Annotated in this window: 14 protein-coding genes; 9 read left to right on the forward strand and 5 right to left on the reverse strand. The window is 71.0% G+C overall.

Annotation, left to right across the window (positions count from 1 at the left end; genetic code table 11):
• Window positions 1–26: 26 nt before the first annotated feature.
• Window positions 27–530: a hypothetical protein gene (locus AB5J56_RS34135; protein WP_369238426.1), complete on the reverse strand. Its 504-nt coding sequence runs from the start codon at window positions 528–530 to the stop codon at window positions 27–29.
• 136 nt (window positions 531–666) lie between these two features.
• Here AB5J56_RS34135 and AB5J56_RS34140 point away from each other — a divergent pair, with 136 nt between their 5' ends.
• Together AB5J56_RS34140 and AB5J56_RS34145 are read left to right on the forward strand one after the other, a co-directional pair.
• On the forward strand, window positions 667–1,230 hold the full coding sequence (locus AB5J56_RS34140; protein WP_369238428.1) for a SigE family RNA polymerase sigma factor: 564 nt from the start codon (window positions 667–669) through the stop codon (window positions 1,228–1,230).
• Window positions 1,227–2,426, forward strand: a complete 1,200-nt coding sequence (locus AB5J56_RS34145; RefSeq protein WP_369238430.1) for a WD40 repeat domain-containing protein — start codon at window positions 1,227–1,229, stop codon at window positions 2,424–2,426. The genes AB5J56_RS34140 and AB5J56_RS34145 overlap by 4 nt, the downstream gene beginning before the upstream one ends.
• Here AB5J56_RS34145 and dapA read toward each other — a convergent pair.
• On the reverse strand, window positions 2,413–3,303 hold the full coding sequence (gene dapA / locus AB5J56_RS34150) for a 4-hydroxy-tetrahydrodipicolinate synthase (protein ID WP_369242966.1): 891 nt from the start codon (window positions 3,301–3,303) through the stop codon (window positions 2,413–2,415). The two genes, AB5J56_RS34145 and dapA, sit on opposite strands and share 14 nt — an antisense overlap.
• 177 nt (window positions 3,304–3,480) lie before the next feature.
• On the opposite strand from dapA, the gene AB5J56_RS34155 reads away from it, so the two are divergent.
• The 6 genes from AB5J56_RS34155 (at window position 3,481) to AB5J56_RS34180 (ending at window position 7,277) form a co-directional block, all read left to right on the forward strand.
• Window positions 3,481–3,627 (forward strand): hypothetical protein, encoded by a 147-nt coding sequence (locus tag AB5J56_RS34155; RefSeq protein ID WP_369238432.1) that lies wholly within the window; start codon window positions 3,481–3,483, stop codon window positions 3,625–3,627.
• Window positions 3,624–4,307 carry a hypothetical protein gene (locus tag AB5J56_RS34160; RefSeq protein ID WP_369238434.1) on the forward strand — a complete coding sequence of 228 codons (684 nt, stop codon included), beginning with the start codon at window positions 3,624–3,626 and terminating at the stop codon, window positions 4,305–4,307. The genes AB5J56_RS34155 and AB5J56_RS34160 overlap by 4 nt, the downstream gene beginning before the upstream one ends.
• A gap of 53 nt (window positions 4,308–4,360) precedes the next feature.
• Window positions 4,361–4,792: a phage holin family protein gene (locus AB5J56_RS34165; RefSeq protein ID WP_369238436.1), complete on the forward strand. Its 432-nt coding sequence runs from the start codon at window positions 4,361–4,363 to the stop codon at window positions 4,790–4,792.
• Between the two features lie 56 nt (window positions 4,793–4,848).
• Complete coding sequence (locus AB5J56_RS34170) at window positions 4,849–5,283, forward strand: DUF3618 domain-containing protein (protein ID WP_369242968.1); 435 nt, start codon at window positions 4,849–4,851, stop codon at window positions 5,281–5,283.
• 624 nt (window positions 5,284–5,907) lie between these two features.
• Entirely contained in the window at window positions 5,908–6,516 is a 609-nt protein-coding gene (locus AB5J56_RS34175; RefSeq protein WP_369238438.1) for an ArsR/SmtB family transcription factor, read from the forward strand.
• Window positions 6,517–6,539: 23 nt separating this feature from the next.
• Window positions 6,540–7,277, forward strand: coding sequence for an SRPBCC domain-containing protein (locus AB5J56_RS34180; protein ID WP_369238440.1), 738 nt, complete (start codon window positions 6,540–6,542; stop codon window positions 7,275–7,277).
• Between the two features lie 94 nt (window positions 7,278–7,371).
• On the opposite strand, the gene AB5J56_RS34185 is transcribed toward AB5J56_RS34180, so the two are convergent.
• The gene (locus tag AB5J56_RS34185; RefSeq protein ID WP_369238442.1) at window positions 7,372–9,198 is read right to left on the reverse strand and encodes an endonuclease/exonuclease/phosphatase family protein; all 1,827 of its coding nucleotides are present in this window, start codon (window positions 9,196–9,198) and stop codon (window positions 7,372–7,374) included.
• A 308-nt stretch (window positions 9,199–9,506) separates the two neighbouring features.
• On the opposite strand from AB5J56_RS34185, the gene AB5J56_RS34190 reads away from it, so the two are divergent.
• Window positions 9,507–10,958, forward strand: a complete 1,452-nt coding sequence (locus tag AB5J56_RS34190; RefSeq protein WP_369238444.1) for a hypothetical protein — start codon at window positions 9,507–9,509, stop codon at window positions 10,956–10,958.
• Window positions 10,959–11,048: 90 nt separating this feature from the next.
• Here the strand turns inward: AB5J56_RS34190 and AB5J56_RS34195 are convergent, their stop codons facing one another.
• A complete protein-coding gene (locus tag AB5J56_RS34195) occupies window positions 11,049–11,495 on the reverse strand; it encodes a hypothetical protein (protein WP_369238446.1) in 447 nt (148 codons plus the stop codon).
• A 37-nt stretch (window positions 11,496–11,532) separates the two neighbouring features.
• Window positions 11,533–12,693 carry a hypothetical protein gene (locus AB5J56_RS34200; protein ID WP_369238448.1) on the reverse strand — a complete coding sequence of 387 codons (1,161 nt, stop codon included), beginning with the start codon at window positions 12,691–12,693 and terminating at the stop codon, window positions 11,533–11,535.
• Between the last annotated feature and the right edge of the window lie 58 nt (window positions 12,694–12,751).

Here is a 12,751-nt window from a genome sequence, read left to right on the forward strand (position 1 = left end):
ACGGTTCACCGTGGGAGGGCGCTCGGCTATGCCGACAGTGCCGTTGCGAACTCCGCCAGTGCCGTGAAGTCGGCATCGAGCAGGCCGAGTCGGGGATTGACGTGGTGGAGCAGCGCGGGTCCGGCGTGGTGGGCGGCGACGTACGCATCGTCGGCCGGGCTCTGCTCGTCGTCCACCCAGGCGAAGGGGCGCTCCTTCGCGTACGCCACGATGCGCTCCGTCTTCCAGTGGACACCGTCGGGGCGGTCGGCGAAGAGGGCGCCGGTGAAGTCGACGTAGGGGAGTTCGGGCAGGCCGATGACGGGGGCGATCCAGCGGTTCGCGGCGTCCATCCACGTGGTGGCCCAGCACAGGTCGTAGCCGAGGCCGAGGAGGGCGCGGCCGTGGTCGGGGTGGAGCCAGACCCGCAGCGGGCGTCCGGGAATCAGCGCCACCCGGATCGTCGTGTAGCCCTCGGGCCGCCGTTCCGGCTGGGCCGCGTACGGGTTGAGGGGGCCGTCGACGTCGAGGAACAGCAGAGGTCTGGCCATGGGGCCAACGTAAGGGACGAGTGCCGGGCGGCCGAGGGAATTTGTTCGCGGCCGGCGGCATAGTGGCGGGCGGGCGCACGCGTCACAAGGGGCAGAGGGGCGGGTCACAGGATCCGCCGGAGAAGAGAAGGTGACGATGGATGCCGCAGCGCAGGAGAGTTTCCGGGATTTCGTGGCGAACCGGTCGTCGGCGCTGCTGAAGACGGCCGTGCTGCTCAGCGGCGGCGACCGGCACGCCGCGGAGGACCTGCTGCAGAACGCGCTGATCAAGGCCGCCGGACGCTGGCACCGGATCGACGAACCCGAGGCGTACGTACGGCAGATCCTCTACCGGCAGCAGGTGAGCCGCTGGCGGCTGAAGTGGCGGCGGCGCGAGCTGACGGTCGCCGAGCCGCCGGAGGGCGCCCGCGGCGGCGGGGACGCCTCGTCGGACACCGAGCTGCGTGTGGTGATGCGCGGGGCGCTGGCCCGGCTGACCGCGCGGCAGCGCACCGTGCTCGTGCTGCGCTACTTCGAGGACCTGCCCGAGGCCGATGTCGCCCGGCTCCTCGGCTGCACCGTCGGCACCGTCCGCTCCACGGCACACCGCTCGCTGGCCCGCCTGCGGCAGTTCGCCCCCGAACTGGCCGCGCTGGGCCCGGCGGACGCCGAGCAGCAGCCGGTGTCCCGTGACTTCTCGCCCTTGGAGGTGCGTCCGTGAACGTCGATGAACTGGTACGTGACACATTCCGTGAGCAGGCCGCCGACGGCACGCCCGCCCCGCCCGGCCTGGCCGACCGGGTGCTCGCCGCCCGCCGGAGCCGCCGCACCCGCAGGGTCGCGCTCGCGGCGGTGGGCACGGCTGCCGCGGTCGCCGTGGCCGTCGCCGTGCCGCTGCTCGACACGGGCAAGGACGAGGCCCGCCCTGCCACCCGGATGAACCGGAGCGACATCATCGCCCACCCCGACCAGTCGCCGCCGCGCGACCTGATCGCGGCCGGGGACACGGCGCTCGCCGGGTTCAGCACGAGCAAGCGTGTGAAGCAGCCCAACAAGGACGAGATCATCACGCGGACGTACACCCTGCTGAACCAGAAGACGGGCAAGTACGTGAAGGACCCGCGGTGGTCCTTCGTCGACATCGCGCCCGGCGGTCTGACCGCGGCCGTCCTGGAGGGTGAACTGCCCGCCAAGCGTGTCGGGTTGCTGAACCTGATGACCGGCAAGGTGGACCGCTGGGTCCCGGTCGGCCAGGGCGCGGCCGGTGCCTACTTCTCGCCCGACGGCACGAAGCTCGTCGCCACGACGTACGCCAAGAACCCCGACCGGCTCTTCTGGAGCCACCGGATCCCGGTCAACGACTCGATCGAGCCGCAGTCCGTGGCGAGCCGGACCGGGTTCACCCTCATCGACGTCGGCTCCGGCAAGGGGAAGTGGCACAAGGCGCCGTACAAGTCGCAGATGAACGCGCGCTCGGACTTCGAGTTCAACCACGACGGCACTCTGCTCGTCGAGCGCTACGAGATGGCGCCCGGCAGCATCTACCACGACCTCCAGGGCAAGAAGGTGGCCACGCCCCGCGCGGAGAAGTACGTCGACCCGTGGGTGGAGGCGGGCCTCTCGCCCGACGGGAAGATCGCGGCGGGCGGCTTCGCCGGCGAGGGCAAGGAGATCGCCTCCAGGCTCACCGATCCGGTGACCGGCAAGCAGATCACCAAGGTGCCGGGCCAGCAGCTGCTCGCCTGGGCGGACAACAAGCGGCTGATCGCCTGGGGCATCACCCCCGGCACGAACGAATACCGTCAGCAGCTGGTACTGATCACGATCGGCAGCCACAAGATCGTGCCGCTCAGCGACTTCCGCACACCGAAGGACTACACCGGCGGACGCTGGGAGCCCCTGTTCACGACGCGCTGACCAGCTCCTCGTACGCCGCAAGCAGCCCGTCGACCGTCTCCCGGTCGGCGGGCCGCAGCGGTGAGCGGACCGGACCGGCGGGCAGGCCAAGGGAGTTGAGGAGAGCCTTGGCGGTGACAGTGCCAGGGAGGCCGGACGCCATCATCAACTCGATGAGTGCGCAGGCCTGTTGCTGGAGGCGGGCCGCCTCGGCCGTGTCCCCGGCGTCGAACGCGTGCAGGATCGACCGGAAGTGACTCGGTGTCACATTGGAGACCGTGCTGATGTACCCGGCGCCGCCGATCGCGTACTGCGCGAGGACGTACTCGTCGCAGCCCGCGTAGTACGCCAGGTCCGTGCGCGCCATGACCTTCTGGGTGCCGAGGAGGTCGTAGGCGCAGTCCTTGACCGCCACGATCCGCGGGTGCTCCGCGAGCCGGATCATCGTCTCGGGCTCGATGCGGGTGCCGGTGCGGCCGGGGATGTCGTACAGCGCGAGCGGCAGCCCGCAGGCGTCGGCGATCTCGCCGAAGTGCGCTTCGAGGGCGTCCTGCGGGGGCCTGCTGTAGTACGGCGAGACCACCAACAGCCCGTCGGCGCCCGCCTTTTCGGCCTCCAGGGACAGCTCCACGGTGTGCCGCGTGTCGGCGGTGCCGACGCCCGCCACGATCGACGCCCGCTCGCCGACCGCCTCGCGGACCGCGGTTACGAGCGCGGCCTTCTCGGCGTCCGTCGTGGTCGGCGACTCACCGGTGGTGCCGGACAGCACCAGACCGTCGCAGCCCTCGGAGACCAGCCGGTCGGCAAGCCGCTGCGCGCCGTCGAGGTCGAGCGCACCGGCCTCGGTGAAAGGCGTGATCATCGCGCAGAGGGCGCGGCCGAAGGGGGCTGAAGTCATCATGACAGTAGTGTCGGCACTCCCTACCGTGAAGCTCCACTTAATTCTTCTACGAGGAACCGGAAAGCATTGCTAAGACATGGGCGCTTTCGCGGAGGCGAGGCACTGGTGCCAAACCCGCCCCTTATGGGTCACCATGGCGAGGACGGTAACTGGCAGCAGGTCACGGGAGGCGTCATGAGGCTCGGCAAGGCACTCGCCACCGGAGTCGCGGAGGAGCAGTCCGCTCCGCGCGAGGAAGAACTCCGACTCCCCGAGGAACTCACGGCAGAAGCAGTGAAGTTGGAAGTGTCCGCGCCAGAAGAGGTCCCGGTCGCCCGATGAGACTGCGGCTCCCAAAGGAACACCCGACGGAGCCGCCGACCGGATACAAGATCGCCTACCCGGTGCTGTCCCACGACGGCACCCGGGCCGGCTTCACCGGTGTGTCGCTGGGCGGCGCGCTGCCGTACGGCGTGCTCGACGAGGCCAGGTGCGTCTACGGACGGCGGCACAGCGCGCCGCACCGGCGCTGCGACTGCGGCTTCCACTGCGTGCACGAGCGCACGGCGGCCGAAGCGCTGCTGTGCACCGAGCACGCCGCGGCGGCCCTGCTCGACGTCACCGTCCTCGGCGCCTACATCCGCTTCGAGCTGGGCTTTCGCTACGCCCGCCAGCGGGTGCGCACCGCGACCGTCGGCCGCTGCCCGTGCAGCGCACCGGCCGCCGCGCTCGCCGACGCCGGCTGGGGCCGCCCCGGCTGGCGCGTGCTGGCCGCCGCGTGCGCGGGATGCGTGCGCGGCCGTACGTCGCTGACGCTCGCGGCGTTCGCGCGGCTGGCCGGGGACGGCCTGCGCGTGCGCGCGGGCGACGGCACCATCGCACTGGTCCCGGGCGGCGCGCAGGCGCCGCCCGGCGTGCTGGACGTACGCGAACTCGCCGCGGAGGCCGCTCTGTTGCAGGCGCGGCTCGACTGGTTCCAGACCCAGCTGGCCCGGCTCGGCGAACGCGGGCCGGAGGGATAGCGCGTCCCGGTCCGGGTACTCGGGTGTCCCCGGACGAGAGGAGACGGGACACCGTGACCGGGACAGGGACCACGGACGAGCGGCTCGTGCGCGACGAGCACGGGCATCAGTCGGTGGGTGAACTCGTCGGACAGGCCACCGAACAGCTCTCCCTGCTCGTACGGCAGGAAGTGGGCCTCGCCAAGGAGGAGCCGGCCGCCAAGGGGCGCCGCGCGAGGCGCGCCGGCGAACTGCTCGGAGCGGCGGGCGCCGTCGGATACGTCGGGCTGATGGCCCTGGCCGCCGCGGGCGTCGCCGCGCTCTCCCTGAGCCTGGCCGTGTGGGCCGCGGCGCTCATCGTCATGGCGGTGCTCTCCGCGATCGCGGGAGTCCTGGCCGCCACCGGCCGCGCGCAGCTGCGCCGTGCCGCACCGCCCACGCCCGAGCGGGCGCTCGACAGCGTCAGGGCCGATGTGGACGAGATCAAGGAAAGGGCACACCGATGACAGAGGACAGCAGGGGTGCCGATGCCGCGAAGGCGGCGGCAGCCAAGGCGGAGCCCATGGTCGCGGAGGCCGGCACGGGTGCCAAGGGGCCGGAGGAGCTGCGGCAGCAGATCGAGCAGACAAGGAGCCAACTCGGCGACACGGTCGAGGAGTTGGCGGCCAAGTCCGATGTGAAGGCTCGGGCCAGGGCCCGCGCTGCCGAACTCAAGGGCCGGGCGGGCACCATGACCGTTCAGGTGAAGGAGACGGCCGCGCACGCCGGCCACACCGTGCAGGACAAGGCTGCCCAGGCCGGGCACGTCGTGCAGGACAAGGCGTCCCACGCCGGCCACGTCGTGCAGGACACCGTGCCGCCGCCCGTGCGTTCCGCGGCCGCCAGGGTCGTCCTGGCCGGACGGCGACACCCGGGGCCGGTGCTGATCGTGGGCGCGGGTGTGGGTGTGGTGGTTGCGGCGGGGCTGTTGCGGCGTCGTCGTCATGGGCGCCACTGACGAGGGTGCGCTGCGACGCAGACGAGGGGCGGGACCGGGCTTTCCGGTCCCGCCCCTCGTTCGTTGCGTGTCGGCCGACCAGGACTACCGGACGCCGCCGTCCGGCGTCGTCGGCCGCGTCCGGGACCGCGTCTCGCGCAGATCCCGCAGTCGCGGCGGCCACTTGCGGGTGTCGCGCGGTTCGACCAGACGGGGCGGCCCTCCGGCAGGTCGTACACCGCGGTGGCGTGCTGTCCGATCATGCCCAGCAGGGACACGAGTACCAGCAGTGCGGGAAACAGCGACAGCGCGGGGGCGCCTTTCGCTGGCGTGGGCGCCTTGTGCCGGTGGGTGGGTCGGGGCCGTGCCGGTACGTTCTGCCCGTCGCCGCGTGGGCGTACTGCCCGGGGTTGATACACGGCGGGACTTGGCGGGCGGTCTGCTACGCGACGGGCAGGAACGTACCGGCACGGCCCCTTCCGTGCGCACGCGACTGCGGGCCGTCGTCGCTACGGATGTGGGCAGGCGTGCGGGTGTGTGAAGGGTGCCTCGGGCTTGGGGCGGGTTGCCCTGGGGAGCCGGCTCGGCTGGGCCGACAAGGTGAGTCGTCTGGACAAAAAAAGTTTTCGGTGGGACCTTGGAGTCATGTTGGACGTGACCGTGATCGAGGACCCGGCCGCCGCCGCCGTCTCGCTGGACCCCATGCGGGCCCGGCTGCTGGCCGAGCTCGCCGCAGGCCCCGCTTCGGCCGCGATGCTGGCCGGCAAGGTCGGGCTGCCCCGGCAGAAGGTGAATTACCACCTGAAGACCCTGGAGCGGCACGGCCTGGTCGAGCTCGCCGGAGAGCGCCGCAAGGGCAACGTCACCGAGCGGCTGATGCGTGCGACCGCCGCGTCGTACGTCATCTCGCCGCTCGCCCTGGCCGCCGTACAGCCCGATCCGGACCGCTTCCGCGACCAGCTGTCCGCCCGTTGGCTGCTGGCGCTCGGCGCCCGGCTGGTCCGTGACGTCGGCACGCTGATCACCGGTGCGGCGAAGGCGCGCAAGCGGCTGGCGACCTACGCGCTCGACGGCGAGGTGCGCTTCGCGTCGGCCGCCGAGCGGGCCGCGTTCATCGAGGAGCTGACGGCGGGCGTCAGCGCCCTGATCCGCAAGTACGACGCCGCGGACGCCGAGGGCGGCCGGGACCACCGCATCGTCGTCGCCGTGCACCCCACGGTCAAACCCCAGCCCGCCCCGGAACTCGACCAGTAACCCCGTAGTACTCAGGAGCCACCATGTCCAAGGAATTCGAGATCGTCTGCGAGACCGAGATCGACGCCACGCCCGACGAGGTGTGGGAGGCCGTCACCAACGGCACCGGCGGCTGGTTGTGGCCGATGGAGGCCCCGGAGCCGCGCGAGGGAGGCAGGGGGCCGTTCGGTTCCACGATCACCACCTGGGACCCGCCGCACCGCTACGTCAACCGCGTCGAGGACGTCGACGGCATCTCCGAGCAGACCCTCAATCAGCTCGACTACACCGTGGAGCCCCGCGACGGCGGCAAGCGCGCCTGGGTGCGGTACGTGCACAGCGGCGTCTTCGTCGACGACTGGGACAACCAGTACGACGGTGCGAGCAGGCACAACGACTTCTATCTGCACACCCTGCGCGAGTACGTGACGCACTTCGCGCGCCGCCCGGTCGCCTTCACCACCTTCGACGGCCCCGAGGCGTCCATGACCCCCGACGCCTTCACCGCCGTGGGCCGGGCGCTCGGCCTCGCGGAGGACACGGAGGCGGGCGCGCGCGTGCGGGTGCAAGGTCCGGAGGGTCAACTCCTCGACGCCGTGCTCGACTTCCGCAACCCGTACTTCATCGGGCTGCGCACCGACGACGCCCTGATCCGCTTCTTCGGCCGCAACCACTGGGGTGCCCCGGTGGGCATCTCCGTCCATGACTTCGCGGCCGGCGCGGACGCCCAGGCCGATGAACTCGCCTGGAAGGGCTGGCTGAACGCGGCCTTCGCCGCCTGAGCCGCTCGACTCACCTGAGCATGGGACGAGCCCGGCCCCCCGGACGACGGGGCCGGGCTCGTCGGCATGCGGCGACTGAAACCGCCTGCGAGGACTACGGCTTGAAGCGCAGCACCTGCGGGTCGTGGTCGCTGATCTGGTCGTTGAACTCCGAGTTGATGTGCACGGAGTCGTAGTCGAGGTCGCAGCCGCGCCGGATCGACGGGCTGACCAGGATCTGGTCGAGGACCTGCTGGTTGCCCTGGTAGTCGTACGTGTAACGCTCGCTCTTCGGCAGCGACTTGATCGCCGACCAGAGCTCGCCGTCACCCTCCAGGATCTTCGCGGTGTCGGAGAACTCGAAGTCGTTCATGTCGCCGAGCGCGATGACGTCCGCGTTCTTCTGCACGTCGAGAATGCTCTTGACGAACGCGTTGACCAGCGTCGCCTGGGCGTGGCGCTGGGTCTCCGAGCTGCGCACCACCGGCTGGTACTGCGAGGTCAGTCCCTGGTCGCCGCCCTTGGAGTTGAGGTGGTTGGCGATGACGAAGACCGTGCGGCCGCGGAAGACGAACTCGCCGGCCAGCGGCTTGCGGCTGGACTTCCAGGCGGTGTCGGCCGGGGCGATGCGGCCGGGAGAGGCCGTCAGCTGCGCCTTGCCGTGCACCTTGGTGACGCCCACCGCGGTGGTGGAGTCGCCGCCCGCACGGTCCGTGAAGGAGACGCGCTCCGGGTTGAACAGGAACACCTGGCGGATGTTGCCGCCGGGCTCGCCGCCGTCCTGGTCGTTGACCGGGTCGATCGAACGCCAGTCGTACTTCGGGCCGCCCGCCGCGACGATCGCGTCGATCAGCTTGTTCACCGTCACGTCGGCGGCGACCGTGCCGTCGTCCGTCGCGCCGTTGTTGTCCTGGATCTCCTCCAGGGACACGATGTCGGGCGACTGCAGGTTGTTCACGATCGCGGCGGCGTGCGCGGCGAAGGTGGCGTCGGACGGGTCGAGGTTCTCGACGTTGTACGTCGCGACCGCCAGCTCGCCGCGCGACTGCTTCTGCGTCGTCTCGCGCTGCAGGCCGCCGCTCTTCAGCGTGCCGAGCTGGCTCGCGACGAGGGTGTAGCCGCCGAACTGGTTGTAGTCCAGCGGGCCGGTCGTGGCGCCGGTCAGCGTGTCGCCGACGTTCGCCTTCGGGAAGTCGGCCGTCGAACCCAGCGACTGGATCTGCAGACGGCCGGTGTTCTGCGAGTCGTACGAGCCGTAGAGGGTGCCGCCGCGGCGGGTCGGGTTCTCGTGCGGCTTCACCGTGACCCACACCTCGGAGTACGGGTCGGTGGCCGTCACCACGCGGGCGTCGGCGACCTGGACGTTCATGCCCTCAAGGGACTCGTAGTAGTCCAGGGCGTACTTCGTCGGCTCCAGCGTCAGCGCGTTGATCGAGCCGGCCGCGGCGGTGTCGCCGGCGGGGGTGTACGCGGCCGGGACCGAGCCCGCGTCCACGACCGTGGCGGCCGGGACCGCGTTGCCGCTGGAGAGCACCGTCACCGTCGGCTTGGTGATCTCCGTCAGCGACTGGTTGCCGGTGGAGGTGCCGCCGGGCACGTACTCGGAGACCGTGCCCGTCACGGTGACCGAGTCGCCGACGGCGACCTTCGGGGCGGAGCTGGTGAAGACGAAGACGCCCTCACTGGTGGCCGGGTTGTCGTCCGCGTTCGGGTCCTGGAGCCAGAACCCCTTCGACGAACCGTAGGTACGCAGGGCCGTGACGATTCCGGCCACGTCCGTGACCTTCTGGCCGGCCAGCGGGGATATCCGGGTGGTGCCCTGGATGTCATGGATGCGTACGACGTCGGCATGGGCCGGCGAGGTGAGGACCACCGTGGACACCGCGGAACAGACGGCGGCGACGGTGAGCGCGGCGAGGCGCGAGGAAGACTTGCTCGGCAACGGGATCCCTCCGGGGACGTGCATGAAGCGCCGGGACGAGGGTGGAGCAGGACGAGGGTGGAGCGCTGGGAGGAACGCAACCTGTGGGGCGGTTGGTGACGCGCGTAGAAACCGCTTCGGGAGCTACCGGTGAGTTTCTACGCGCGTCAATCTCGTGTGTGGGCCAGCCACTTGTCAAGGTTTCGGCCATGGACGGAACCGGTCGAGGAGATGAACCGGGCGGCATGGGGCGAAATCCGTCTAGGCTGAGCGTGCATTTTCCGGGGCAACCCCCCGGTCCGCAGGTACGTCCGGAGGAGACCCACCCGATGTCAGACAGCTCCCCCCTGCCGCCGGTTCGGCTGACTTCCGAAGCGGAGCTCGCACGGGACGCGCTCGCCGCGCCGCTGCTCTCCCGCGCCGCCCGGCTCGCCCGCTGGGCGAGCGAGGACACGCGGGTCGCGGCCGGGGGCGAACTCGTCGAGGAGCAGCTGCCGGGGGCCGCCGCCGAACTGGGCCTGACCGGCGACGACGCGGCGGCCTTCGCGGCCGAGGCCTGGCGGGTGGCCGTCGACACCGGCCTCGTGGAGATCGTGGACGAGGAGGAGGGCACGGTCGCCACGGGCGCGGATCTCGCACTGCTCACCTCCGGAGCACCGCAGGACGTCCTCGCCGTGTGGCTCGCCGCCCTGGACACCGTGCTCGCCGACGCGAGCGTGCCCGACCTCGACGACCTCGACGACCTCGACGACCTCGTCGGCGCGATGGACGAGGGCGGGGAGGTCGACTTCTCCCAACTGGACTGGGACCCCGAGGCGGAGGCCGAGTTCCTCGACGGAGTGCTCGGCAACCTCTACCTGCTCACCGTCAGCGAGGACGGCGCCGACGACGGTCCCGTGCCGCTGCCCGCCCTCGCCGCGTCGATGATCGTGCCCGACGACATGGGGGAGCCCACCAACGACGTCCTGGAGCAGGTCTCCGACGCGATGATGCGGCTCGACGACCAGTTCCGCCTCCTGGAGCCCGTCGGCCTGGTCGAATTCCAGCCTGTCGACGAGGCGTTGATGGCGGACGCCGACGAGGCCGAGGATCCGGCGGCGCCCCTCGACGACACCGACGTCTCGCGCTACGGGATGGTGCGGCTGACCCCGCTCGGGCTGTACGGGCTGCGGGCGCGGTTCCTCGAAGCCGGCTTCGACGCCCCCGCGGTGGGCGACCTCGCCGACAAGGGCGCGGACGCACTGCTCGACGGCACCTCCTCCTTCCCGCCCGCCGCCGCCCAGGCCGAGACCGAGCAGTGGCTCGCCCGGCGGGAACCCCTCGCCTCCGCACGGGAGTTGCTCGCCGCGGCGCGAGGCACGGACTCCGGGGCGCCGCTGCGGCGGCTGCGCTGCCAGCAGGCGCTGTCGCTCGTCGGCATGGAGGCCGAGCCCGCGCTGCGCGAGGTGCTGGACGACGCCGAGCTCGGCGGGCTCGCCCGGGTCTGGCTCAGCGAGCACGGAGCGGCGGGCGTGCCCGCGCCGTCCGAGGCCATGGTGTTCTGGCTGACCATCGACACCGTCGCCGCGCAGCTCGCCGCCGAGGGCAACTCGGCGGAACTGCAGGGCCTCGTGGAGGGTCTCGCCCAGCAGCACGGCGGGTTCTTCGCGACGGCCTGGCGGGTGGACCACCCCGCCACCCCGGAGGTGCTGGAGGCGATGGGACGGCTGCACCCGGACAAGAAGGTCGCCAAGGAAGCCCGTAAGGCCGCCTTCAAGGCCCGCTCTCAGCAAGGCGGTTGATGCTCCCGGAAGCGGCGACGCCGAAGCGGCGGGGAGGAAGACCTCCCCGCCGCGACGGCAACACGGTCGGCAGTGATGCCGCGTGCGGTGTCAGCAGTGGTACAGCGTCGTGTGCTTGAACGACGACGTCGCGCCGTTGAAGCCGTACGTGCCGCGGTACGCCGGCGGGTTCTGGAACTCACCGACGATCGTGATCGTGCTGGCGCAGGAGCCCTGTCCGGCTCGCTTGGCGTCGAGACGGATCGTTTCTCCTACGTAGCCGCCCGTGATGTCCCAAGGGGCACCGCAGATGCCGGAGGTGATCTGACCGCCGGTCACGACGTGCGGGTAGGTGTTGGGGTTGTACTTCACCTCGATGGCGAAGGTGACCGCACCGCTGTGCAGCTCCAGCTCGACGGACGTGGAGACCGCCTCGGCCGAGGCGTCCTGCTGTGAGGCGAACGCCTCGTCCCGGGTCTTGACCTCCGCGCCTTGCGGGTTGTGGAAGCGGTGTTCGGAGCCGGCGTGGCTCTTCTGCCGCTTGGCCTGGGTGGTCATGTGAATTCCCTCTTCCCGTACGGGTGTTGAGTGACCGTCAGGCCAGCTGCTCGGCGATCTCCACCCGCAGCAGCGCGCGGACGTTCTCGATGTGGTTGGCCACGGTGATGACCGAGGACCCTGCGAAGAGCAGCCCGAGCGCGACGTTGTCGAGCGAGGTCACCAGCGAACCGGAGTCGCCGCCCGCCGAGATGCTCGTGGTCAGGACCTGGTCCTTGAACCGGGCCGTGCCCGCGGTGCCGTAGTTGACGTCGATGGTCGCGTCGACCGCCATGATCCGGCCGAAGCTGATGTTCGTCGTACGGCCGGTCTTCTTCACCAGGTCGCCGACCGCGACGTTGGCCTTGCGCCGCCAGGCGCGCGGCTCACCGCTGAAGTACTGCTCACGGGTGGCGTCCTGGAACTCCACCGCGCCGAGCGCGCAGTCCACCACGTTGTTGTGGCGCTCCACCGGGGTCTGCGGCGCGAACTGGATCGGGATGAACCGGTCCAGGGTCGCGATGCGGTCCGCCGGGTCCGTGCCGCCGTCGAACACTCCGGGCTGCAGGATTGCGCTGCCCAGCTGTGCCCGGTTGGAGTCGGCCAGCACGTGGTTGTTGGAGAGGATGTAGAACTTCGCCGGTGTGCCCAGGCCGGGGCCCGGCGGGTCCACGGAGGCGCCCGGCAGGAAGTCGTACACCACGCTGCCCAGCGTGCCCGCCGTCACCCGTACGTTGCCGACCGAGAAGCCGGCAGGGGACGGGCGCATACGGCGCTTGAGGAGCTGCGGCTCGAACGTACCGAGTCCACCGAGCTCTTCGAGCAACGGCTGCGAGAGGCCCGCGAGTTGCTCGGCCACGCTGCCGTCGGCCTGGTAGGAGGCACCGCGTTCCTCGGAGCGGCCCGAGGTCCTGCGCTGTTGCTGACGCTGCGCGGCGACATGGCCGACCGCGACGACGTCGGTGGGGGTGCCGTCGTCCATCACCCGCGGGATGACATCCCGCTCGGGAAGCTGGGACTCGGAAACCTTCTGGGTCACGAACACCAGCACGGCTGCCTCGCCCGTGGCCTGTCCGTCGATCCACTTCACGCCGTGGCCGAAGCCGACGACGTTGGCCAGCGGCGCCTCGCGCCGCAGGAAGTCTGAATTCGCTTGCTGGCGGGAGCTGTCACTCAGCTGGCCACCAGTCGGTCCTCGCATCATTTCGGGCTGGCTCACGCCAGACCACCTCTTCAGTTTCGGCTCTGGGTTCCTACGGGCCGCGGCGCGGTGACTC

The organism is Streptomyces sp. R21 (assembly GCF_041051975.1).
Lineage (GTDB): Bacteria > Actinomycetota > Actinomycetes > Streptomycetales > Streptomycetaceae > Streptomyces.

Excerpts from the sequence above, each read along its gene's own strand:
- dapA (WP_369242966.1), bottom strand. The coding sequence starts at position 3,303 with ATGACTTCAGCCCCCTTCGGCCGCGCCCTCTGCGCGATGATCACGCCT.
- AB5J56_RS34190 (WP_369238444.1), top strand. The coding sequence starts at position 9,507 with ATGTCAGACAGCTCCCCCCTGCCGCCGGTTCGGCTGACTTCCGAAGCG.
- AB5J56_RS34175 (WP_369238438.1), top strand. The coding sequence starts at position 5,908 with ATGTTGGACGTGACCGTGATCGAGGACCCGGCCGCCGCCGCCGTCTCG.
- AB5J56_RS34170 (WP_369242968.1), top strand. The coding sequence starts at position 4,849 with ATGGTCGCGGAGGCCGGCACGGGTGCCAAGGGGCCGGAGGAGCTGCGG.
- AB5J56_RS34155 (WP_369238432.1), top strand. The coding sequence starts at position 3,481 with ATGAGGCTCGGCAAGGCACTCGCCACCGGAGTCGCGGAGGAGCAGTCC.
- AB5J56_RS34195 (WP_369238446.1), bottom strand. The coding sequence starts at position 11,495 with ATGACCACCCAGGCCAAGCGGCAGAAGAGCCACGCCGGCTCCGAACAC.
- AB5J56_RS34140 (WP_369238428.1), top strand. The coding sequence starts at position 667 with ATGGATGCCGCAGCGCAGGAGAGTTTCCGGGATTTCGTGGCGAACCGG.
- AB5J56_RS34180 (WP_369238440.1), top strand. The coding sequence starts at position 6,540 with ATGTCCAAGGAATTCGAGATCGTCTGCGAGACCGAGATCGACGCCACG.
- AB5J56_RS34135 (WP_369238426.1), bottom strand. The coding sequence starts at position 530 with ATGGCCAGACCTCTGCTGTTCCTCGACGTCGACGGCCCCCTCAACCCG.
- AB5J56_RS34160 (WP_369238434.1), top strand. The coding sequence starts at position 3,624 with ATGAGACTGCGGCTCCCAAAGGAACACCCGACGGAGCCGCCGACCGGA.